This window comes from Clostridium sp. CMCC3677 (genome assembly GCF_023845585.1).
Classification (GTDB): Bacteria; Bacillota; Clostridia; order Clostridiales; family Clostridiaceae; genus Clostridium; species Clostridium aquiflavi.
In genome coordinates this window covers 25,907-49,687 of sequence record NZ_JAMQHS010000006.1, presented here as the reverse complement: position 1 = coordinate 49,687, position 23,781 = coordinate 25,907, and the positions used below count along the sequence as shown (strand labels likewise).

Genomic DNA, 23,781 nt, shown 5'->3' with positions numbered 1-23,781 from the left:
GAGAAAGATTCATCAAAAATAATGATATTGTAAATAAAGGAATATTTATTTTTAAACTTTTTTAAGTGCAGTATTGTTATTTTAATATAAAACTTTGTACATCGTTTTAGCAAATAATATAATACGATTATCAAAGGAGAATTTTATATGTTAAGATTAGAAAAACCAATAATTACAATGGAAACAATAAAAGGAATGGAGGATATGTCTTATTTTACTCATTCACTTATATTTGACGATTTGCTTATTATTGCACAAAAAGAAACAAACTGTTTTGTTTTAAAAACTACTGAAGGATTAATTATTATAGATGCTATATGGCCATGTGAAGAGGCATTTGATGCAATTGTTTTTGCAATTAAAGATGTTGGTTGGAATCCAGAAGATATAAAAAAGTTGGTGTTAACTCATGGACACGTAGATCATACAGGCTGTGGAAAGTGGATTGTAAATGCCTCTAATGCTAAAACATATCTATCAAAAATAGATGATATATTTTGGGAAGAAAAGCCAGCAAAAAAGAATAGACCTGAGACATGGAAGGACTATAAAATTGATGTTTATGTTAAGGATGGAGATAAAATTATTCTTGGGGATAAAATAATTTATGTTTATGATACTCCAGGACATACACCAGGTGGCCTTAGTTTTATATTTAATGTAACAGAAAATAATAAGACGTATCAAGCAGCTTTATGGGGAGGATCTAATCCACCTCAAAATATAGAAGGCATTGTGATTTACATGAAGTCATTAGATTACTTTATGGAACAAGCTGAAGATAAAAATGTAGAGATAGCACTTAGTAATCATACAGGACTAGATAATGGATTGGAACGTATTGCATATTCACAAAAAAGAATGAGTTATATGTCAAACATTTATTTAATCGGACAAAGTGGATTTCGTAAATACTGTCAGTTGTTTCGTAACTTATGCTATGAAAGATTGGAAATGATGAAATAGATTTTAGAAATAAAAGATAATTAACATATTTATTTTAAATATTACTGAAAAGAAAAATTTCAGTAATATTTTTTTATATTCTAAAACCCAAATATACAATTATTGAGCATTAAATTAAGTAAAAATTAATTATTATGGAAAAAATTATATAATATAATTAAGTAATAGGTAAATAAGTTTTTAAGGGGTAATAATAATGAAAAAAATATTGATTTTAGCTATTGTAGGAATAGTATTAATTTCATCTGTAGGATGTAATACTAAAACTCAAACTACCATATCTAATAAAGAAAGCGAAGTTTCAAATGAAAATAAACTTATAGATGAAAAAATAAAGCTTGATAATGCAACTGATATTAACGTAGAAATTTATGCAGCTCAGGTATCTATTAAGAGTTACGATGGGGAAGAAGTAAAGGTGACAGGTAAACTTTCTCAAAAAAGTGATGGTTTTGGCGTAAAAAGAACTGGTCATGAAATTCAAATAATTGAAAAAGAATATAAATCAAGTAGGTTGGATATGAATGGTGAAAAGAATATATCTAGATTAGATATTATGGTTCCTTCAAAATTTAAAGGGAATTTTAAATTCGATCAAGGAGCAGGAATATTAGATATAGAAGGAATAAAAGCTAAAAACATTGATATTAGCGGTGGCTCAGTAAAATCAAAATGTGAAGATATTAAATTTGATAAGTTAAATTTAGAGTCAGGAGCTAGTGAATTTGATTTAAATTTAAAAGAAAAATGTGGAGATATTAAAATCAATGGAGGCGTGGGAAAACTAAAACTTAAAATGGCAGAAGTAGGTGGAAATCTTGAATATGAAGGGGGCGTTGGTGATATTGATATTATAATACCTAAAAATTCTCCAGTTAATATAGTAACAGAAAAAGGGGATGGACATTATAATATTAAGGCTCAAACATCAGGTGAGGAAAAGTATACTTTTGATTTATCAGTTGGAATAGGTTCAATAAATGTGGGAAATTAGATTTTTATAATGAAAAAATGAAATATTATTAGTTATTTTCAAAAGTTATTAGATGATTTTGGAGATAATAATATAAAATCCATGTACAAAGTAAAATGGAACCTATAGAATAGACACTTTTAAAAGACTATTTTGGTAGATTCTTTTTTATTGTACATTTAATGTAGTTAAGTTTAAAAAAATTAATATTTGATATAATATAGACAAGATTAATGATAAATTGAAGTGAGTAATCAATAATTTAATAAACATTCAAAAATTCAGAAGGAGATTTTATGATAGACAAGTATATATTAATGTATAAAGATGTTCCTGCTGGGGATCTTATTTATGATACAAATACTAAAAAATTTAGTTTTGAAAAATATGATGAAATTATAAATAGACAGTATCTACCATTAGGCATGTATAGTTATAAAAACTGGAATATATCTTATAAACCTTCTCATGATGATATTGTATTTTGGCTTGAAGATAGGGTTGTTCCAAAAGAAAGAGCAAATATAGATGAGATATTAGAGGTTATGGGATTAATAGATTATGACTTTTGGGAATTATGTAGAAGAACTAGGGCAATGTGTATGGAGGACTACTTTTGGTTAAGCAAAGGTGAAAAATATGAAGATGTTCATATAAGGTATTTAGCTGAAAATAATAGAATAGAGGAAACTCCAATACCTTTTAAAGTAGAGGAATATCCTGCTGAGTATAAAATTATAGGAAATAAAATAATTAAGAATAAAGATTATTTATAAAGTCTTTATAGGAAAATATACTCTATTTAAAGAGTATGAAAAAATTCTCATAGAATAAAGTTATTTATGGCCATCAGAATTTTTTAGAAACACTTAGGATTTAGTTATCTTAGGTGTTTTTTTACGTAATTCTTATTAAGTGTACAATTTGTAAATATTACGAACTTGTTAAGAAAAACTGATCTTTGAAAATTGAATAATATGGTATTGAATATTAGCAAGAAAAATATAAATTTTTGAACACAAAAAACAGTTGTTGTATGAAGTGAAAGTTGAAAGACCTAATCCTAAATATGCGAACAGTTAGGTGATGGAAATGGAGAGCTTAAAGCAGCTATGTAATATATTTCTCAAAGTTTAGAGTAAAAGATTCAGAAATAAAAAATTTATTAAAAAATGAATAAACATATTCTATATTGAAAATATTAAGTAGTGAAGTTATTAAATTGGAGGTGCAAATAATGGCAAATTTAAATCAGCTTGAACTACAAAATCTACGTCATTTAATTGGAGCTCATTGTACTATTGAGAAAAAGTTAGAATACTATTCACAACAATGTACTGATCCAACATTAAAAGAAATGTTAAAAAAAGATTCTGAAGATGCAAAAGCAAGTAAAGCAAAATTAATGGAATTTTTAAATTAGGAGGTGTAAAATATGCAAGAAAAAGAAATGATAAGTGATTATCTTGCTGGATTAAATGCAAGTTTAGCAGGATATGGTGGTATAATTTCTCAATGTGAAAATCAACAATTACGTGAAACAATTCAGCAAATGAGAAATCAAGATGAATATCGTCAATATAATCTTTTTACTAAAGCTAAAGAAAAAGGATATTATATACCAGCACAACCAGCAACTCCAGAAGAAATTGCAGTTGTTAAACAAGAAATGTCCCAAGGATAGTAACTTATATAGCTTTGTAAATTTAATTTTATAAAATTACAAAACTAAATTTATGTAAATACCGTATTATTCAAAATGAATGTGCGGTATTTTTTAGTTCGCAATTCTAATACAATATGAAGAATGGCAAATAGTAGATATGTTAAATAAGAGTATTAGATATATAAAGAGTTGTAATGATTTTTAATTGTTATGGCGCTTTATTTTTATATTATAATTGCTACGGGCATGTGGATTTGATGAAACAAAACATGAAGATTTTCCTTAAAAATTGAATAATGTGCCATATGAAAAAAGCAGATTGAAATATAGAATTATTCAGAAATGAAAGTGTCATATTTTTTATTGCTCAATTCTAAAATATTATAAACAATAGCAAGACATTATAAACTAAATTGTTTAACATTTAAACAATTTTAAATTTGTAAAATATGTTATAATTTTCTTGCAAGAGTTATTAATATAATAAGAATATGTAGGTATTAAACATGAAGAATTTTCCTGAATTTATGAAAAATGAAGAAAATCATATCAGTAGCAGTTAACTAATATAATTAAGGAGTGAAAAGTATGGGAATTTTTAATAGACTTTAATAGTCTATATGTAAGAGTAATTACTAATTCTCCCGTGTAGACTATGTAGAAAAATTATTATGTTTATTACGTGGAGGTAAAAAATGTCTTATTTTAAATACAAAAATTTTAATATTTATTACAAAGTATATGGTGAAGGAAAACCATTAGTTATCATACATGGGGATACAGCTTCCTCAAAAATGTTTATACCAGAATTAAAATTCTATTCTAAAAACTTTAAAGTAATTTTGTTAGATTTAGTAGGTCAGGGAAAATCTCAAAGAGTAAATGAATTACCATTAAACTATTGGCATTTTAATGCTATGTTAGTTATTGAATTGTGTAAACATATAGGTATTAGCAATGTTAATTTATTAGGTACAAGCGGTGGAGCTATTATTGCTTTAAGTGCTGTATTAGAAGAACCAGCTTTATTCAATAAAATAATTGTGGATAGTTTTATGGGAGAAAATTTATCTTATGAGTTTGCTAAAAAAATTTTATATGATAGAAAAATAGCAAAAAGTAAGTTAAGTTCAAAGTTATTTTGGTTTATTATGCATGGCTTTGATTGGAAAAATGTTATTGATCAAAATACAAATTTAATTATAAACTTTTCAAGAAATAAAGGTAATTTTTTTGATTGTAATCTTAGTAATATAAAAAATGATATTTTGATTACAGGAAGCTTGAAAGATGATTTAATACCTAATATTGAAAGTATATTAAAAAGCATCAATTTAAAAATAGAAAATTCTAAATTAATTATTTTTAAGAATGGAAATCATCCTGCTATGTTTAGCAATAAAAAAGAGTTTAGAAATTTAATATTAAATTTTTTAAACTAAATTATCATAGAATTCGTTAATAACTGGAGAATAGCCTGTTTACTTTTTAAGGAGAGAGAAATTATAATGATTTCATATGATACCAAAACATATTTTGAAATATTTGGAGTGTTATACTTTATTATTCAAGTTTTCACAATTTGTCTTATAACTATAAATAAAAAAAATAATAACAAGAAAATAGCCCAAATATTAAATACATCATCCATTATTATTGCAATATTTTTGCTTTTGAAGCTATAGACGGTTTTAATAGAAAGTTAAAATTAATATCAATGCATCAAAATATTCTCTTCTATAGCCTTTAATAATCAAGGATAATAAATAAGCATACTTAATATTGGAAAGGGATATTTATATACTTAAGTATTGATATTACTAGGCTAAAGCTATTCTTATAAGTAAAAATACGGTATAATAAATAAAAATAGTAATATAAAAAATAATTAATAGTGGAGTGTAAAAATGGAAACTTTAGAGAAGAAACTTCAAGAGGAAGTTATAAAAAAATGTGAAATAGCAGAAAAAGAACATGATTGTAAAATGACAAAATTTCTAGAAACAATAGAGAGATTTGGAATAGTTAGAACTGCGCAAGAAATTTTAAGAAAAGGTAGAACATCTGATTGTTTTACTAAATTAGTAGAAGAAGGATGCATTAAATTAACAATGGAGGCGACTATTGTAGAACCTAAATATGCAAAATTATTTACTGATGAAGAAGTAAACAGTTGCTATGAACTATTATGTGAAAATGGATATTATTAAAATTATTATTTATCATATACAACATGAAAAAGTGGACTGATAACTATGGCAAAAAATTAAATAACAATATGTTGAATAAATTTTAAAGCAGATAATTTTAAAGCAGATAATGAAAGAAGAGGAAGATAAATTATGGTAAAACCAATTGTAAAAGATGTATTATTTTTAGGGGAGAAATCAGAAGAGGCAACAAAAAGAGATAAGGTTGTTATTGATGATTTAATAGATACTTTAAAAGTAAACATAGAACATTGTGTTGGCTTGGCTGGAAATATGATTGGAGTTAAAAAGCGTATATTAGTATTTGTAGCAGGAAAAGTTATTATACCTATGGTGAATCCAATTATATTAAAAAAAGAAAAGATTTATGAAACAGAAGAGAGCTGCTTATCTTTAACAGGATTTAGAAAAACAAAGAGATATGAAATAATAGAAGTTCAGTATCTTGATAAAAATTTCAAGAAAAAGAAGCAGGTGTTTACTGGATTTGTAGCACAAATTATTCAACATGAAATGGATCATTTTGAGGGAATTATAATTTAGTTGTAGACATGAAAATAGGACTTAGCATAATAAGGTAGTTAATTGCAAAATGAAAGTAGGTATGATTATGTTTCAAATTAAGATAGATGATAATAATAACTTATATTGTAATAATAGTATCGATTTAGGTTTTTTGGGTACTTACAATTCAGATATGATTAGTATTGAAGAAGAAGTATGTTTTTCTGAAATAGAAAAGACAGTGTCAAAGAGAGAAGAGGAAATGAAAATTTTAACAGAAAAATATAATACATTTATTTCTAATGTTAATGAAAATATTGATAAGATAAAAAATCAATTTATAATGTGGCTTTTTGAAGATTTAACGGATACTTATTTTGAATTTTGGGAATGTTCAAATGCTGAATTTCCTTCATTTATTATTAAAGATAAAATTCCAGAAATAATAAATGAAGAAACACTTTATGATAAAATTAGTGGCAAAAATTATGAAGAGGCTTGTAATGAAGTCTTTAATAAACCAGTAGATACTATATCTGGAATAGATGTGTTTAATAAATATTTACCAATGATTGATGTAGAAAAGCTTTTAAGTACTATTATGCCATCATTTATGGAATTATCAGAGTATGGTTTAGAATTTGAGATAAACAGTAATGAATGTGATGGTTATTTATTATTGGCTACAGTTGGTAGAATTGATAATGAATTTAATTTGGAAGTTTATGATAATAGGGGTTAAATATATTATTTTCATATAAACATAGTCATTTAAGTGGAAAATGACTATGTTTATAATAATAATTATTATTCATAGTTGGATGTGTACTTTTTCTCTTTGCCATTAAGTTCTATATGAATGTCCCAAACCTTAGTAGTAAGCTTATTACATTAGTTACATATTTTAACTTGGTTATTATATATAATTATGTATAATAAATATAGAAACATAAAAATATTAATATGGAAGGAGATTTTTTAATATGTATGGGGGGACATTAAAAAAGCATATAGGGACAACATTGCTCTCGATTATTATTGTGGTTATTTTATTTTATTTCAAGGAATTAATATCAGTTTATATGGGTGATAAAATAGGTAAGCTTTTAATAGGCGTTTTTTTAGCCGCTGTTATTGTAAATATTATTAAATGGTTAGCTGTTTTTGTCGTAAGATTTATTTGGAAAACAAGTGTTATTTCATTTGAAAAGGCTATTAATAAAACTATTCATTTTAAATGCACAGATGAAGCATCTCAATTTTTAGTTAAAATAGGAGCATTATTTTCAATTACTGAAGCTACTTTAGATAAACATAATAAAGGTGAAAAAAATAAAAAGGGATTTATTAATTGTTTAGAAGTACGAGATTATAAAAGTAAAGATGAGAAAGAAATGATTCTTGCTTCACTTGGTGCTAGTTGGAACATTGAGAATAAAAATCAGCTTTATGCAAATTTGGAACAATTAATGGATAAAAATAATTTCTCAGATATAGACTTTGATATAAACAAGAATAAGTGGTTTGAAAAAATATTGAAAAAACATAATTTACAATTTGAAAATATTAAAAACAAAAAAAGTTCAAAACATATAGCTGCTTTTAATATTCAAAGAGCTGTCTTATTATTAAGAGAATCATTAACATGTGATTTAATAAATTTAGAAGAATTTGAAGAATTCAAACCAAAAGTACATAATCTAATTAATGAAGAATTTGCTTCAATGGAAGATTTTATAATAGACTATTTAATTGGTGTATGCTATTTCTATGAAGAGAAGATAGTCTTTGGACCTGTTATGATAAATGAGAGAGTTAACGGGGTAAAAACTTTACTTGAAAATGACTATTTTAATAAAGATTTAAACACTCTATAAATATAAATAGGACTTTATTTTATTTATTTAAATACAATTATTTGATCAAATTTGAAGGTGTGGAAATAATAATTTAATATTATTTCCACACTTTTAATATAATCAGAACAAACTATTATTAAGAGGTGATTAAAATAATGAAGTATGAAGTACCAGAATTATTTAAGGAATATGAAGAAATTATAAAAACAACTATTCGTAAAAGTAACGAAATTGCTTTTAAAGCAGGGAAAACAAAGCCATGGGAAAGTAAATTAGGGGGATGTCCTTATCTTGAAAATATTAATGATTATCCCTTAGATGAGGAAAACAATCCAATGATGTTTATTGCTCAAATTAATTTATCTGATTTAGTAGAATTAAAAAATATGCCACAAAATGGATTGCTTCAATTTTTTGTTCATAATGATGACTGTTATGGTTATGAGTATCCATGTAAAGTTAGATATATTGAAGAATATACAATGGATGAGAGTAAATTAATTAGTGAAAATCCATATGAGAAGGATTATGAGGATTTTTTACCATTTTATAAAGAAGGAAAAATGAACTTTCAAATAAATGAAATGCCAATGACTTGTCCTTGTGAAGATTTTAATAAATTATTTGATGGACTTAATGAAGAACAAGAAAATAAAAAGTGGGATGATTTTGATGGTGCAGGCAGTAGAATTGGAGGTTATCCATATTTTGTTCAATCAGAATCAGAGCATTATAAAGAACATAATATTTTATTATTACAACTAGATATAGAAGATGAATGTGGAATTATGTTTGGTGATTCTGGAAATTGCAATTTTTTTATTAGTGAAGAGGATTTAAAAAATAGAGACTTTTCAAATGTAAAATATGATTGGCAATGCTGCTAATGAAATTTAAGAGATTTTACAAAACTTGTAAATCGAAAAATAAGAGAGTATGGGATTTTTATTCTATGTATGAAGATATATTTAAGTATACTTAATATGGTATAATTTAGTTGTATAAGGTGTAATTTAGCAGAAAAAAGTTAAAATCAAAGGAGAACAATAATGTCGAAAATAACCAATGTTTCACATCCAGTTATACAATCATATATTGAGAATTTTATTGAGCAAAATGAAATTTCTAAAAATAAAGCAAAGGATCAACATACAGTATTTGAACAATTTATTAATTCACTTATATTATCAGTTTACTCTAATGATCCTAGTGTTACATATCAAGACATGGAGACTGGTACAGCTTTTGGGATAGATGGAATAGCAATTTTTGTAGCTGACAGAATTGTAACAAGTGTAGAAGATGTTGATTCTGTTATAGAAGGACTTAAAAAATTTGAAGTGAATTTCATGTTTACCCAAGTAAAAACTTCCGATAAGTTTGATCGTACAGAAATTGGAGATTTTTTAAATGGAATTAGAAGATTTTTTAATTTTTCAAAGTGTGAAATACCAGAACTTTTAAACCAATGGGAAATTACTAAGTATATATATTCAAAGAGTTCAAGATTTAAAAAAGCACCTAATTTAAGTATGAAGTTTATAACCTTATCATCAAAAGAGATAAATCTAAACGATGTTCATTTAGAATCAACGATATCAATGGGAGTTGCTGATTTAAGAGAAAAAAGTCTTTTTAGTGAAGTAAGGAAACCAGACTTTTTAGGAATAAAAGAGATAATGGAATTACATGAAAAAACTGTATCAGGACTAGAAGTTTGTGTAACATTATCGAAGCAACCGGTACCATATCCTAAGGATATGCACAATAAAATTAAAAATGGATATTATGGGCTAATGAAGCTGGAAGAATTCGAAAAGTTATTAACTGAAGATATCAATGGAGAAAAGGTTCTTAGAAAAGGAATCTTTAATGATAATATAAGATTTTATTTAGGTGCTTCTGAAAAACTTGAAGTTAATTCAAGTATGAAGAAACAATTATTAGGTGAAGAAAGTTATTTATTTGGCTTATTGAACAATGGAATTACAATAATTGCAGATTCCGTTGCAATAAATTCAGAGGAATTAACTCTTACAAACTATCAAATAGTTAATGGATGCCAAACTAGCAATGTAATATTTGAATGCCTAGAAAAAATTTCTGGTGTTAAGGATATTTATCTTCCAGTAAGACTAATTGGTACAGAAGATGAAGATACAAAACATTCAATTATAAAAGCAACAAATAGCCAAACGCCACTTAAAGCCGAGCAGTTAGTTGCATTATCGACTATTCAAAAAACTCTAGAACAATATTATATTACTAAGTCTAAAGGAAACAAATATCCACTATATTATGAACGTAGAACAGAACAATATAGAGATGAAAATATTCCCAAAGTTAAAATAGTTAATATACCATTTCAAATTAAAGCAACATCAGCATTATTTTTTGATATGCCACATGAAGTTTCAGGACAATATGGGAAGGTAGAGAAAAAAACTAGAGGATTATTATTTGAGGATTCACATATATCATTTCTTAATTCATATTATGTAAGTGGACTAGCATGGTATAAAGTAGAGAGATTTGTTCAAAATCAGGATGAGGGAAAAAGGTTTAGAAGAGCTAGATGGCATATAATAATGCTGTTAAAGTATTTATGTTGTCCTAAAGGAAAGTTTACTCTAACTATAGATAAAAAATCAGAAGAAAATAGCAGAATTATAGAAAAAGTTCTTTTAGATGATAATAAAACTAATGAAGTATTGAAGAAGGCTATTGAAGTTATAGAGGCTAGTCTTAGTAAAAAAGGAGATATAAATGAAATTCTTTCGGATAGAAAAACTTTTGAAAGAAAAGATACTACAACCTTAATATTAGACTACGTTGAAAATAATATGTAAATAGTAGCACGGTAATTTTAAATTTACTTAAGAGGATCATAGAAAAGTACATTATACTAAAGGTTACTCTAAAGTATAAATATTGAGGAAGTTTCTGTTAGAAATACTTCTTCTTTTCTTATGAAAAAATTAAAATTGGGGAGAATGAAATTAAATATAGCAATTTAGAAAAAACTTCACTTAATATAAATTACTTGGATAGGGCAGTTTGTATGTAAAAATAATGTATTACAATAAGTGGCAAATTAACAAAAAATGAAATGATAAAAGAAGAAGATAATGTTTGAGTGATAGATAAATAAGAAGTTATAGGGGAAATTATAACGAATTAAATACAAAACACTAAAAGGTAGTAAGCAAATATTTTACTACCTTTTATTCTTTAATACAAATGATTTAATTTCATCTTTATTTAAAGTTCCACTTGCAACACAAAGCCATAGAGTTATTAAATCTTTTAGGTTCATTAAGAAGGTGGCAAAGTATAACAGCCTTCCATTTACCACGGATAAAATCCATTGCTAAATCAAGCAAACAAACATATTTTTATTATTATATTTGATCAAATCAACATCTCCTTAAGTAATAGATTAATTATTTAAGATGATAGTAAAGAAAGTTTATTTAGTCAATACATTTGATTTTAATGATTAAATAATATCAAGTTACTAAAAGGTGCATACTTGTTAGACTTTCAATATGGCGTTATAGTATGTATGAACCGCGGATAACCTAATTCAAAGGAGAGATTTTAATGAAAAGTCTTTGGGATAAAACAAATATTTGTAAAATGGAATTAAAAAATAGATTTTTTAGAGGTGTACTTTGGGAAGAGTTAGCAGATGAAAAAGGACATTTAACACTTGAATTAAGTTCAATCTATGAAGAACTGACAAAGGGTGGAGTAGGTACAATAATAACAGGGTATGCCTTTGTAACAGAAGATGAGCAACCCAATCCAAGAATGATGGGAATATATAATGATTCGTTTATAAAGGAATATAAAGAATTTACAAATAAAATACATGATTTAGGTGCAAATATAATAATGTAAATAGTTTATGGTGAATTTATGACTACTTTTAATGTAGGAGAAAGAACTATCTGGGGTCCATCAACTATGCAGAATGAAGTTACTAAGACTTGGGCAAAGGAAATGACTAAAGATGAAATAAAATATTTAGTTAATGCATATTCAGAAGCAGCAAGAAGAGTTAAGGAATCAGGTTTTGATGGAGTTGAGATACATGGTGGACATGGATATGTACTAAATGGAAAAATGATAAAAGGAAAAACATTCAGCGATTTATCAGGAAGTTATAAATTAACAGCAGATGAATCAGGTGAATATTATATATATATGGTGAATTCTAGTTCCGAATATGTTGCTTTTAAGGAAGGTAGTATTGAAAAATAGTAAAATTTTTAATATGTAATAGTATAAAGCTTTTACTTAATATTTTAATAGAAAATATTAAGTAATTTAAAAAAAGAGATAAACTTAAAAATTTAAGATTATCATTTAAAATATATAAACAGTATAAATCTTGTTTTATATTAGGAAAGAGTCCATATTAACATAAATATGGACTCTTAAATATTTTTTATAAATTAAGTTTTATCATAGTTTCTTTTTATTCACTGGCTATAATAGCCAGTGAATTATGTTTATTTAATTTGTTTTTCATGCTGCTTTTTTAAGTTCAAAAAAAGTACCTCCACCATAAAGTATTAATGTGTTGTTATCTTTTATAAAAAAAGTACATGCTGGAAGATTTTTTAAATCATTTACCTCAATTTCTGTTACAGTATCGCTATTTATACTCAAAGTGCTTAAAGGTACAAGCCAATTGCTTAAAAATTCATCAGATGTAATAACTGATTTTTTGTAAGTAGGATTTTTAACTGTATCATTTAGGTAGCTTACATCATCTCCAAAGCAACTTGATTGCTCTTTTGAAAAACTTAGTTTTTTTCCTAATATTTTTTTTATATCGTCATCACTATAAGTTCCTACCTTACCAGATCCTACTACATTTTCTATAACCCATTGTCCATAAAATGATTCTTCATTTTGAACTTCTGTAGGGTTATTTTCAGAGTTTTTATTTATAGCAGTATTGTTATTACTATTATTTTTATTAGAATTTACTTTATTAGTAGTGCTTTCTTTTTTAGTATTATTATTTGTAATTTTTTCACTACTATTAGTATTGTTATTTGTAGTGTTGTCTTCAGTATCAGTAGCTTCAGTAGAAATATCATTATTTGTTTGGATATGATTATTTTGTGATTTTTCAGTCCCACAACCAGTTAGGGTTACTAGTAGTGCTACTAATATAAAAATTCTTAAAAACTTCAATTTTAAATCTCCTTCTAATGCTTTTGTTTTTATATATTACTTTATTTACATTTTAATCCATAATAATATTAGCATTAATTGTATTTTTTGTTAATATATTAATTAAATTTTCTCTATAATTTATTTAATGAAAAAAATATGGCTTATTTTAATAATTACGAATTTTTATTATTTTTTTGTTATTTTAAAGAATAATATGGTAAAATAAACATAAAATCCATAATATGTATCAAGATATAACAGGAGGTGTAATATTGAAACGTATATATGCAATAATATTAATTTTAGTTTTATCATTGGGATTGATTAGTTGTACTGATAAAAAAGTATCCAGTAATAATATAAAGGAAGATAATGAAGTTAGTAGTGAATCTGATAATGAATCTAATAGTGCTAATGAAAAAAATACTGATAAATTAAATAAAAATAAAAATGATGTAAAAGAAGCTAGTTCTAATTCTGATACAGCAAAGAATAGTACAAGCAATAATTCTAGTAGTAGTAATAACAATACTGTTAGTAATAGCAATAATAGTACAAGTACTAAGAGAGATTCACAAGATGTAACTAAAGAAGTAAGTAATGATAAAAATGAGGAATCATTTTATGGTAATTGGGTAATAAAAGAGGTAGTAGGATATAGTAAGGTACATGCAGGCAGGAACACATCATTAGTAATTAATACAAAGATAAGCTTGTCTAAGGATTTAGCTACTTTTGATAAAGATTCTTTTAAAAATCCTAAATATATAATTAAAAGTGAGAAAAAAGATGATTTAGAGTATGATTATCGTACTAACTTCTCAAAATTAGGTATTAATAAAGATTCTATTACTACTATAACTGTAAAAAGTGAAGATTCTTCTTTTCAAGATAAGCTTATTGTGAAGGATGATAATACTTTAATTTCTTGTGATGAAGGAATATTCTATGATGTTAAAAGAATTTCATCAACAGATAAAAATAAATAAAAAATTTATTACTTTATATATAATAAAGGGAAAGTGTACAAAAGACGGTAGAGTCTAATAAAAAAGAACTCTATTTAAAGGGGTACACTTTCCCTTAAATAATTTCTATAGATACTGCATTAGTTAAGTTTTATAGAAATTAATTTAATATATAAATATCTATAGAATTAATATATTTTTTAATGGGTAGAGTCATATATTCCATATAAGCACATATTAACTCTAGCTTTGCATCTTTTAGTTAATCCTTCGGAAACTGAATTATTAGCTTTATTCCAACTCATTAACGCAGATGTTATTCTATCAGGATTACCACTTATAACTGCGTTAAGTGTGACACATTTTCCGTAAAGTAAATCTCCTGTACCAGCATTGTATCCAATATCACAAATACAATCAAATGCTTGTTGTGATAGTGAAGCACCCTTTTCATTTAATACTGATTTAACTTCTTTTGCAACTTTATTTATTTCTTGTTTTAACCATGTTAATGCTTGAGATCTTGTACATGTACTAGATAAGCCATTTGGAAAAGCTGAAGAATTAACTTGGTAAGTAGTTCCATATCCTATAGTCCAACATGATTTATTACCAGGATAATAAGGATCTTCATAAGCATGATCATAAAAAGCTTCCCATCCCGCTATGAATTTAACTAAGTCATCTGAAATTAAACCATCTCCAGATACAGCAGAATTATTTGCAACACCATTTGAATCTATTGACCATCCATCAATTGTAGTATTGCAAGCCATTTTACCATCTGAATATAAGTAATACCATTTTTCATTTAATTTTATCCAACCAGTAGCCATTTCACCTGTATAATGAGTATTACCATCCTTTTCAGTCTTCTTTGTGTATAAGTAATACCATTTAGAATTAATCTCAGTCCAATCAGTAGCCATCTCCCCTTGAGGATGAGTAACCCCATATTTTTCAGTTTTATTAGGGTATAAAAAATACCATCTAGAATCAATTTCAATCCAACCAGTAGCCATTTCACCTTTAGGATAAGTGATACCATCTTTTTCAGTTCTCTTAGAATAGAAGTAGTACCATCTAGAATCAATTTCAGCCCAACCGGCAGCCATTTCACCTTTAGGATGAGTAATCCCATCCTTTTCAGTTCTCTTAGAATATAAGTAATACCATTTAGAATCAATTTCAATCCAACCAGTAGCCATTTCGCCTGTATAATGAGTATTACCATCTTTTTCAGTTTTTTTAGGATAGAAATAGTACCAGATTGAATCAATCTCAACCCAGTCAATATCCATTTTGCCATTACGTTCATTTAAATGAAACCATCTTCCATTTTCATCTTTTACCCAGCCTTTAACTAAAGTTCCAGCTTTGTAGCAATACCATTTTCCATTTTTTTCTTTCCAATCTAACATTTGTACATCATTTCCTTTCATATTTGAATTGCTAATCATATACTAAAAGGAGTTTTTTCTTAATTTTGTAAACTTTAATTTTAAAATAATATGTAAATTAAATATCTTAAGTGTGAATTTTTGACTTTTATATATAAATTAACTATTATTTATATATAAATGAAAAAGGAGTTAATTAATGAAAAAACGTATTTTACCAATAATGTTGATAATATTGACTTATTTAGTGATATTGATCACTTTTAAGGGGAATTATAAAGGGGTTTTAGCAAATCTTAATTTAATTTTTTTAGTTCTTTCAATTATATTTTTTATATCTAATATGATTTATCCATTTATACTAGCAAAGCATGGAGAGAACAGTACTACATTATTATTTTGGGACATGCTTCTTAAATTATGTAATATACCAATTTATATTGTAGTTTTTATGTTCGGAAGTATTATGATGATTTGGCCATTGGGATTTGGAGTAGTTATAGCACTCTTTTTGGCTATTTTTGATTTTATTATGTTACTTCCATCTTCTATGTATGGTATTAACGGAATAGTTCAAGCCTATAGAGAAAAGAAAATCACTAAATTAACAGCTGTAGTAAACTGTATTTTACATTTTCTTTTTTGTTTGGATGTTATAAGTGCTATAGTTATGTTTTGCATAGTAAAATCTAAAAGCAAAATCAATAAAAAAGTTCTTTAAAAATTAAATAATTTAATATTAAAAGATGCTTTATAAGCATAATAAGTGAATTTATTGTAAGGAGGGAGGTGAGAATTTGAAAAAATTAAAACACTCGAAGATAGGTATTATATCCTTCATTCTCACATTAGTAATAATAATTTATATGATTGTTGTGACAATATTAGATATTGTTTGTGTTCTGCATAATCCGATTAAAATAATTCCACGTCACATAGAAGTACCAACTTTAATTATAATCTTATTTATTAGCTTTATACTGGGAGTTATTGCTAGATTTGAAAAAGAGTCAAAAAAAACATTACCAACTATTGCGATTGTTATAAGTGGGTTACTTTTAATTCCATCTATAATAGGACTAATTGAAGGTATATTGGCCTGCACAGTGTGATGATTATTATGAATTTTTAGGTGATACAGAATGGGGTAAGCTTGAAAAAATTAGCATACAGGATAACCTTGGAATTTTACTGAATTTAACATTTGAAGTCTGTAGATTAACGTAAAAGTATTAAGAAGCTATATCATATATTACATATTTTTGTTATGGAAAGTCTAGGTTTTTTTATTTGATATGGTTAGTTCTTTTACTACTTCTTATAATTGAAATTCTATATATAACTAATAACATTATACATAGAAAATTAAAAAAATTTAATGAAGATTATTTTTTTAACAATAGAAAATAATAAGAAAGGTTTTATTTAAAATATGATATTACTAATAATAAAATTATTTATGGGACTAATTTTATCTTTTGTAGGAATAAAATTATTGAGTTCTAGTATGAAAGATGAGTATATAAAAAAGTTTAAAGTAATTATAGATAAATTAAAATAGAATTATATATGCCCCCCAGGTATAAGAGTTAACCTTATACATGGAGGGCTTTATTGTACTACTAGAGAATCTTTAGAAATTTTTTTAAAACTAAAAGAAGAATGATTAATAAATAAAAATCAATATAATAGTGTATTAAACTGTGTTTGTATGAATTTAACAAAATACAGTAAATACATCTAGAATTATATATTAATTGTTATTTGGGTTTGGTACATAAATATATTCTTGCCCATTTTTGTCTATGTACATATGCATATTATGTTCATTTCCGATTCTATTTCTAACCTTAAACATTTGTGTTGCAAAGAACACATTTGATCCATTATAAACACCTTTTTCTACAGAAAAACCATATTCACTAAAATCTGAATTTAACATATTAGCATTATGTCCAGATGATTCCTTCCACCCATCAAATAATTTTTGTGCTAATTCTTTTGCGCTTCTTTTTGTGTATTTATTATTAAAACACTTGTATTCAATATTTTCTGCATTTATTTGAGAATTAAATAATTGACGAGAATCTTGTCCATTATAATAATGAGAAAAATATCCATAGTTAGACATATGTTTTGATTTTTCTTTAGCTGAATTTCTAAGTTGATTTGTTTCAATTAATACAAAAACACCATTGCTTTTTCTATGTTTATTTATTAAATTAAGCATTTGGCTATCTACATTATTACAAAATTCTTCATAGCTTATTTCAGAGTCATCTATCCATTCACCATCTGAATCTATATAGTATCCGTCAATTGTTGTATCATGTGCCATATAACCATTATTGTAAAAATAATACCATTTATCATCAATAGTATTCCATCCTTTTGCATATGATCTATCAGACTCAAACCACCATCCAATATTGTCATTTTTCCATTGGCCATAAACAGCCTCTTCTGCATTAACTTTTTGATTTGGTAAAAATAATATAATTCCTGTAAGTATAGCTACTGTTCCTAATTTAATTGCTTTTTTAAAATATGTATTCATAGTCCTCCTCCTGAAAATAGAGATTTTCTTTTAATTTATTATCAATATACATTAATGTAATAAATTAGTCAATTAACTCTTTTTATATATTTTACAAAAGGGGGAAATTTTTCTTGGAATTGAACGAAATTAAATATATATAGCTAAAAGTAAATTAATAAAAAAGACCTACTAAATAGCAATTTGAGAGGACGATAATAATGAGGTTGTTTGATAAATTAAAAAAGAAAAGACAAAGTAAAGTAATATCAACGGAAGAAAAAATAAGCAATGAGGAAAAACATTCTGGTAAAGCATTTATTTTTTGTGAAGAGAGAGAGTTAAACAAAATAATGAATGCTCTTTGTCATGCTTTTAATATTAACACAGATGGAAATGGTAATACTCTTGAACTACATAATGAAGATATAGATATTTTTGTTACTGCAGTAACAGAAGAGATGGGGGATGATGCAAAAGCATTTATTAAGAACCAAATTAATAGTACTTATGGACATTATTATCATGTTGATACAGAATACGTAGATAATAAGATAAATGTTTTATATAAGATTGATTTAAGTCATGGATTTGTTATTATTGATTATTCTTTTAATGTTGAGGATGAAGATTATAAAAAAGCAATGATTATGGGGATATTTTCAAAAACATTACCTGAACTTAAAGGAATTCTATTATTATGTGATGAAGAAGATGGTTTGTACTGTGAAAGCGATAGAGGTATTGAGCTTATTTTATCTGAAAGTGGAAAAAGTACTCTATTTAATTATTTACCTAAACAAGAATTCACTATTACACCAAAAGATGGACAAATAACAGAAGAACAAATTAATCGTAGATTAAAAAGTCGTAAAATTATAGAAGATAAATTTATTTATGTTCCTGCATGGTATCCAGTAATTGAAACAGCAGAAAAATCTAAATGTAGATCGAAAGAAGAGATTGCAAAAAGAGCTATTGCACTTATGATTGTTTCATTATATTCAGAATGTTTAATTAGTGAAGACATGAAAGTCAGTGAAGCATATGAATTTGTAAATGAAATTATAGAAAGATTTGATGCAAAAAAATTCTTTTCACCAAGAGAAAAGGAATATTTGCAAAATCCAAATCCTACAAAAGAAGAACAGATTGCATATTCATGGCAGTATGAAAATTTATTTGTTATGGAATGGGCTTTAGGCTTCATAGATGAATTAGATTTTCCAGATCATATATGTGATGTACCACTAACAGTTCGTCTATTAAGAGATTATTGTTCTATTGAAGAAATTTTAGAGAACTCAAAACCTAAATCAAAAGAAGCATTATTAGATGAATGTGATTTGATTTTTTGCCTAGATTGGGCCTGTGTAGATACAAGAATTCATAATCTGCCTGCACCAGCTAAAATGGACAAGGGTGTTGTATTGGAACGACATAAATCATTAAACTGGCTAGTAGGATACAATGAAAGTGCAGAATGGGATAAAGTTGGAACAGATACTTAAAAGATATAAATCTATATGTACAAATAAATTTTATTTAAAGGAGAGATAACATGGGATTATTTGATAAATTCAATTAATAAGCATATGCTGTTAAAGGGAGTTTAGAACTAAATCAGATATATTTCTTTACACCAGCACTCATTTTAGGTGGTAAAGAATTAGTAGAATCAATTGATAGAGAAGATGCAAATAAGCATCAAAGTATATTACTTCAATTAGGAAAATAATTGTATAACATACTAGCAAATTAGGAGGAATATTATGGGAAAATTAAAAGTCTATTTATATAAATTATTTTGGTTAGATAAATTTGAAGGGAAAAGTAAAATTCTTAACTTTGGAGCAAAATTTTTTATGTATTGTTATATTATATTAATTCCTTTAAATTTATTATTAAACATTATATCTTTGGATTTAGAAAATATAATATTTGGGTGTTTCTTGTTTATAATATATCCTATTATGTACCGTATTGTAATGGGATTTCAAAGATTAATTCATGGAATATAAAATTTTTATTATTGTGTACATAAAAATAAGTAAGATAAAATAGTGAACTATTATTTATAATTAAACATTTTAATTTTATTTTACTAAGCAAAGGCAAGAATATAAATATAATAAAACACATAAAACAAATAGTAAAAATGGTAATTTGAAGGAGAAATTTTTATGGGAGAATTATCAAAACTACCTAATATAGGTAAAAAAGTTGAAAGTCAATTAAATAAAGTGGGGATATTTACATATGATGAATTAAAAAATATTGGAGCAGAGCAAGCTTGGCTAAAAATACAAAAAAATGATGTTTCAGCATGTATTCATAGATTGCTAGCGCTAGAAGGTGCAATTCAAGGTATTAAGAAAACAGCATTACTACAAGAACAAAAAGAAGCACTAAAGAATTTTTATAATTTGCATAAATGTAAATAGTAAACTAAGGATTGTATACTATAAAATTCAGTTTGTTATTTTGTTTATGATATTGAGTGTAATTGGTATTAAGGAGAGAATTGATGAGAAAATATTTTAAAGTAATTACAATAATTATAGCTGTAATTTTTTTGAGTAGTTGTAACAATATAAAGTTTGAAAAATATACTGGAGAAAATTTAAATGTTGGAGTTATAGGTGAAATACCTGAAGTCAGAGAAGATAATGTTGCATTTAATAAAATTACATTTAAAGATTTAGAAGAAAAAAATATATTAAGCAAATATGATGCAATTTTTATTACAAAAGATAATTTGATAGAGGCATCAGAAGGGAAATATTCAAGTATCTACAAAGAAGGAATAGTTCCATTCTTTTTTGTTGAATCTATAAAAGGAGACATACCTTTTATAGATGAAGAACTATCATATGAAGAAGTACCACAGCAAGGTAATCCACCATCTTATGCAGTGGGTATATATATAAAAGATAGTAAAGTATCAAGTATTGAATATGGATTATATAATGATATAGAAAATAAGAAAAATATTGAAGATGTATACTCAAGGATTTTTACAACTATTTCAGAAAATAAATAACAATATAATTTTAAAATATAGATTTTTAAGTATTCATAGAATATTTTATAAATAATGATATATAAATATTAATTTGAAAGTAGGTGAAATCTCAAAATGAGAAAAGAGCGAATTAATAACTTGGTGCAGTCATTATAGCTGATAGTAGGTTGTACCAAGAATAATTTTATATACTATCAGAAAACTGCACCAATTTTCTATTAATTAAATAATAAATGAAAAGAGGAACAGTTATGAATTATGATGAATTAAAAGAATTATGGAAAAAGGAAGAAGATGCTGCATTTAAGGGGTGAGATTTTTCTTATTTAAAAAATAGATGGGATGATGAAGAATTACCTTGGAATTACAAAGATATATTGGAGCAATAGTTTATTTTGCTAAAATTATTGAGTGGGAATTTCCAAATTTCTCTGTAGAAAATTGTTTTGATAAGCTTTGTAAATTGAATGAAGAGATAAATGTTAAAGGCTATATAGAAAGTATAGAACATAGATTTATTATAGTTTGTAGAAAACAAAATTAATTGTAATAAGTTTAAAAGAATGAAATTAAGCCAATGATATTAACGTGTCATTGGCTTATGTTATAATAATGATAAGTATAATGAAGTGAAAAAATATGAAGGGAGATGATATTTTGAATTTGTATTTAAACACTGATAAACCTTTAAAAAATTATAATGAGCTCTTTAATGAGGAGTATTTTGTAGATAAATCATTGATTATAAAACTATTAAATAAAAAAATAAATACAAAGAGTAAATATGTGTGTGTTACGAGACCGAGAAGATTCGGAAAATCTAGTGTTGCAGATATGCTTGGAGCGTATTATTCTAAAGCAGTAGATTCTAAGAATATTTTTGATAAACTTAAAATAAGCAAGACTTATGGATATGAAGAGAATTTAAATAAATATAATGTAATAAATATAAGTTTTAATACAATACCAGATAAAAACAAAACATATGAGGAATATATTAGAGTAATTCAAGAGGGTATAGTATATGATATAAAAACAATGTATCCTAATCTTGAAATTAAAAGTTTTTATAATATTAGCAATATGTTTAATGCAACAAATGATAAATTTATCTTTATATTTGATGAATGGGATTATATTTTTAATAATAATTTATTTGAAGAAAATCAAAATGACTTTTTAGAATTTTTAAGAAATCTTCTAAAGGATCAACCATATGTTGCGCTTTGCTATATGACTGGAGTTTTACCAATTAAAAAATATTCAAGTGGTTCTGCACTTAATATGTTTGATGAGTTTACATTTTTAAGAGATAGAAAACTTGGAGAATATTTTGGATTTACAGAAGATGAAGTTATAGCATTATGTAATAAAAATGGTGAAATAAATTTTAGAGAATTGGAGAATTGGTATAACGGATATACTACAGCTAGTGGAATTAAAATTTATAATCCACGTTCTGTTATTAAGTCATTAGAAAATAATTATTGTGAAAGTTATTGGACTAATACAGGGGCTATGGATGAAGTGTGTGAGTATTTGAAATATAACATTTTAGAAATTCGTGACGATGTTATAAAAATGGTTTCAGGTGAAGAAATTGATATAATAATAAATGAAGAATTTAGAGCAGGGCAAGGGGTTCCAAGAAATAAAGAAGAAATTTATTCAGCTATGATAGTCCTTGGATTTTTATCTTATTATGATGGATACTTAAAAATTCCTAATAAGGAACTTATGCAAGAATTTGAGAAAGCTTTAAGAGATGAATCTTTTGGATATGTATCTGAAATAATTGAAAATTCTAAGAGCATGTTAAAAGCCACTGTAAATTGGGATATAAAAGTTGTGGAAGAAATTTTACATGATATTCACAACTCGGAGATTCCAATACTTCAATATAATGATGAAAATAGCCTTTCATGTGTTCTAACTTTAGCGTATCTTTCAGCTAGGGACACATATAGAGTTGAAAGAGAGGAAAAGACGGGAAAAGGATATGCTGATTTTACATTTCATCCAAGAAGAAAGAATGATATTCCTTTTATAGTTGAACTTAAGAAAGATGAATTGCCAGAAGTAGCAATAAATCAAATTAAACAAAAAGAATATATAGAAAAGTTTAGAAATGAAAATAAGAGAAAAAAAGTGTTGGCAGTAGCTATATGTTATGATTCTAAGAATAAAGAACATAAATGTAAAATTGAAGAAATCTAAAATTAGAGATAGGCTAAAAAGTCTATCTTATTTTTTGTGTAGAAATTTTATCTATAAGTAATGATAAGGTTTATTTATTTAAGATAAGTATAAATTTAAGCTTATAAATTCCAAGTTGTAGATCAGTTTAGCTTTATAAAATTTTATGTTTATTTTATATAAAAATTTGATATAATATAAATAAAAAATACAGATAATAAAAAAGTAGAGTGTTGGAACACTCTACTAGATATAATTCTAGTTACTTATGCAACTGGTATGACT

At 25.7% G+C, this 23,781-nt stretch carries 24 protein-coding genes and 4 pseudogenes; 24 read left to right on the top strand and 4 right to left on the bottom strand.

From position 1 onward, the window contains the following. Positions 1 to 147: 147 nt before the first annotated feature. From NG901_RS08565 to NG901_RS08505, 13 genes and pseudogenes are all read left to right on the top strand, one after another. Entirely contained in the window at positions 148 to 966 is an 819-nt protein-coding gene (locus tag NG901_RS08565) for an MBL fold metallo-hydrolase (protein WP_252213625.1), read from the top strand. A 196-nt stretch (positions 967 to 1,162) separates the two neighbouring features. Beyond that, on the top strand, positions 1,163 to 1,960 hold the full coding sequence (locus NG901_RS08560) for a DUF4097 family beta strand repeat-containing protein (RefSeq protein WP_252213623.1): 798 nt from the start codon (positions 1,163 to 1,165) through the stop codon (positions 1,958 to 1,960). Between the two features lie 275 nt (positions 1,961 to 2,235). Continuing rightward, complete coding sequence (locus tag NG901_RS08555; RefSeq protein ID WP_252213621.1) at positions 2,236 to 2,715, top strand: hypothetical protein; 480 nt, start codon at positions 2,236 to 2,238, stop codon at positions 2,713 to 2,715. A gap of 232 nt (positions 2,716 to 2,947) precedes the next feature. Beyond that, positions 2,948 to 3,054 (top strand): annotated as a pseudogene (locus NG901_RS08550) (manganese catalase family protein); the annotation flags it as partial. Positions 3,055 to 3,176: 122 nt separating this feature from the next. Continuing rightward, positions 3,177 to 3,362, top strand: a complete 186-nt coding sequence (locus NG901_RS08545) for a hypothetical protein (protein WP_012424239.1) — start codon at positions 3,177 to 3,179, stop codon at positions 3,360 to 3,362. Positions 3,363 to 3,374: 12 nt separating this feature from the next. Continuing rightward, complete coding sequence (locus tag NG901_RS08540) at positions 3,375 to 3,623, top strand: spore coat protein (protein ID WP_252213619.1); 249 nt, start codon at positions 3,375 to 3,377, stop codon at positions 3,621 to 3,623. A 677-nt stretch (positions 3,624 to 4,300) separates the two neighbouring features. After that, entirely contained in the window at positions 4,301 to 5,047 is a 747-nt protein-coding gene (locus NG901_RS08535) for an alpha/beta fold hydrolase (protein WP_252213617.1), read from the top strand. Positions 5,048 to 5,512: 465 nt separating this feature from the next. Next, positions 5,513 to 5,815 (top strand): hypothetical protein, encoded by a 303-nt coding sequence (locus tag NG901_RS08530; protein ID WP_252213615.1) that lies wholly within the window; start codon positions 5,513 to 5,515, stop codon positions 5,813 to 5,815. Positions 5,816 to 5,947: 132 nt separating this feature from the next. After that, complete coding sequence (locus NG901_RS08525; RefSeq protein ID WP_252213613.1) at positions 5,948 to 6,358, top strand: peptide deformylase; 411 nt, start codon at positions 5,948 to 5,950, stop codon at positions 6,356 to 6,358. Positions 6,359 to 6,425: 67 nt separating this feature from the next. Next, positions 6,426 to 7,061, top strand: a complete 636-nt coding sequence (locus NG901_RS08520; RefSeq protein ID WP_252213611.1) for a hypothetical protein — start codon at positions 6,426 to 6,428, stop codon at positions 7,059 to 7,061. 241 nt (positions 7,062 to 7,302) lie between these two features. Beyond that, the gene (locus NG901_RS08515; RefSeq protein ID WP_252213609.1) at positions 7,303 to 8,196 is read left to right on the top strand and encodes a DUF1266 domain-containing protein; all 894 of its coding nucleotides are present in this window, start codon (positions 7,303 to 7,305) and stop codon (positions 8,194 to 8,196) included. Positions 8,197 to 8,333: 137 nt separating this feature from the next. Beyond that, positions 8,334 to 9,065, top strand: coding sequence for a YwqG family protein (locus NG901_RS08510; protein ID WP_252213607.1), 732 nt, complete (start codon positions 8,334 to 8,336; stop codon positions 9,063 to 9,065). Between the two features lie 162 nt (positions 9,066 to 9,227). After that, complete coding sequence (locus tag NG901_RS08505; RefSeq protein ID WP_252213605.1) at positions 9,228 to 11,027, top strand: AIPR family protein; 1,800 nt, start codon at positions 9,228 to 9,230, stop codon at positions 11,025 to 11,027. A gap of 450 nt (positions 11,028 to 11,477) precedes the next feature. Here the strand turns inward: NG901_RS08505 and NG901_RS08500 are convergent. Beyond that, positions 11,478 to 11,593: pseudogene (locus NG901_RS08500) on the bottom strand (winged helix-turn-helix transcriptional regulator); the annotation flags it as partial. A gap of 188 nt (positions 11,594 to 11,781) precedes the next feature. Here NG901_RS08500 and NG901_RS08495 point away from each other — a divergent pair. Beyond that, positions 11,782 to 12,444, top strand: a pseudogene (locus NG901_RS08495) (oxidoreductase). A gap of 267 nt (positions 12,445 to 12,711) precedes the next feature. Here NG901_RS08495 and NG901_RS08490 read toward each other — a convergent pair. Further along, positions 12,712 to 13,389 carry a hypothetical protein gene (locus tag NG901_RS08490; protein ID WP_252213603.1) on the bottom strand — a complete coding sequence of 226 codons (678 nt, stop codon included), beginning with the start codon at positions 13,387 to 13,389 and terminating at the stop codon, positions 12,712 to 12,714. Positions 13,390 to 13,643: 254 nt separating this feature from the next. Here NG901_RS08490 and NG901_RS08485 point away from each other — a divergent pair, with 254 nt between their 5' ends. Beyond that, positions 13,644 to 14,360, top strand: coding sequence for a hypothetical protein (locus tag NG901_RS08485; protein ID WP_252213601.1), 717 nt, complete (start codon positions 13,644 to 13,646; stop codon positions 14,358 to 14,360). Between the two features lie 179 nt (positions 14,361 to 14,539). On the opposite strand, the gene NG901_RS08480 is transcribed toward NG901_RS08485, so the two are convergent. Continuing rightward, positions 14,540 to 15,781 carry a glycoside hydrolase family protein gene (locus NG901_RS08480; protein WP_252213599.1) on the bottom strand — a complete coding sequence of 414 codons (1,242 nt, stop codon included), beginning with the start codon at positions 15,779 to 15,781 and terminating at the stop codon, positions 14,540 to 14,542. A 157-nt stretch (positions 15,782 to 15,938) separates the two neighbouring features. On the opposite strand from NG901_RS08480, the gene NG901_RS08475 reads away from it, so the two are divergent. Beyond that, positions 15,939 to 16,460 (top strand): DUF6652 family protein, encoded by a 522-nt coding sequence (locus tag NG901_RS08475; RefSeq protein WP_252213597.1) that lies wholly within the window; start codon positions 15,939 to 15,941, stop codon positions 16,458 to 16,460. A gap of 76 nt (positions 16,461 to 16,536) precedes the next feature. After that, complete coding sequence (locus NG901_RS08470) at positions 16,537 to 16,851, top strand: hypothetical protein (protein ID WP_252213595.1); 315 nt, start codon at positions 16,537 to 16,539, stop codon at positions 16,849 to 16,851. A gap of 641 nt (positions 16,852 to 17,492) precedes the next feature. Here NG901_RS08470 and NG901_RS08465 read toward each other — a convergent pair. Further along, the gene (locus NG901_RS08465; RefSeq protein WP_252213593.1) at positions 17,493 to 18,296 is read right to left on the bottom strand and encodes a CAP domain-containing protein; all 804 of its coding nucleotides are present in this window, start codon (positions 18,294 to 18,296) and stop codon (positions 17,493 to 17,495) included. Between the two features lie 200 nt (positions 18,297 to 18,496). Here NG901_RS08465 and NG901_RS08460 point away from each other — a divergent pair, with 200 nt between their 5' ends. The 7 genes and pseudogenes from NG901_RS08460 to NG901_RS08435 all read left to right on the top strand — a co-directional run bounded on the left by NG901_RS08460 (position 18,497) and on the right by NG901_RS08435 (position 23,517). Then, positions 18,497 to 19,786: a DUF4272 domain-containing protein gene (locus NG901_RS08460; RefSeq protein ID WP_252213591.1), complete on the top strand. Its 1,290-nt coding sequence runs from the start codon at positions 18,497 to 18,499 to the stop codon at positions 19,784 to 19,786. A gap of 104 nt (positions 19,787 to 19,890) precedes the next feature. After that, positions 19,891 to 20,013 (top strand): annotated as a pseudogene (locus NG901_RS17150) (T6SS immunity protein Tdi1 domain-containing protein); the annotation flags it as partial. Positions 20,014 to 20,047: 34 nt separating this feature from the next. After that, positions 20,048 to 20,296, top strand: a complete 249-nt coding sequence (locus NG901_RS08455; RefSeq protein WP_252213589.1) for a hypothetical protein — start codon at positions 20,048 to 20,050, stop codon at positions 20,294 to 20,296. A gap of 162 nt (positions 20,297 to 20,458) precedes the next feature. Next, positions 20,459 to 20,719 carry a TfoX/Sxy family protein gene (locus NG901_RS08450; RefSeq protein ID WP_252213587.1) on the top strand — a complete coding sequence of 87 codons (261 nt, stop codon included), beginning with the start codon at positions 20,459 to 20,461 and terminating at the stop codon, positions 20,717 to 20,719. A gap of 83 nt (positions 20,720 to 20,802) precedes the next feature. After that, positions 20,803 to 21,318, top strand: a complete 516-nt coding sequence (locus NG901_RS08445; protein ID WP_252213585.1) for a transcription elongation factor GreAB — start codon at positions 20,803 to 20,805, stop codon at positions 21,316 to 21,318. Positions 21,319 to 21,658: 340 nt separating this feature from the next. Further along, complete coding sequence (locus tag NG901_RS08440) at positions 21,659 to 21,844, top strand: hypothetical protein (protein WP_252213584.1); 186 nt, start codon at positions 21,659 to 21,661, stop codon at positions 21,842 to 21,844. 113 nt (positions 21,845 to 21,957) lie between these two features. Next, entirely contained in the window at positions 21,958 to 23,517 is a 1,560-nt protein-coding gene (locus NG901_RS08435) for an AAA family ATPase (RefSeq protein ID WP_434062232.1), read from the top strand. Positions 23,518 to 23,781: the final 264 nt, after the last annotated feature.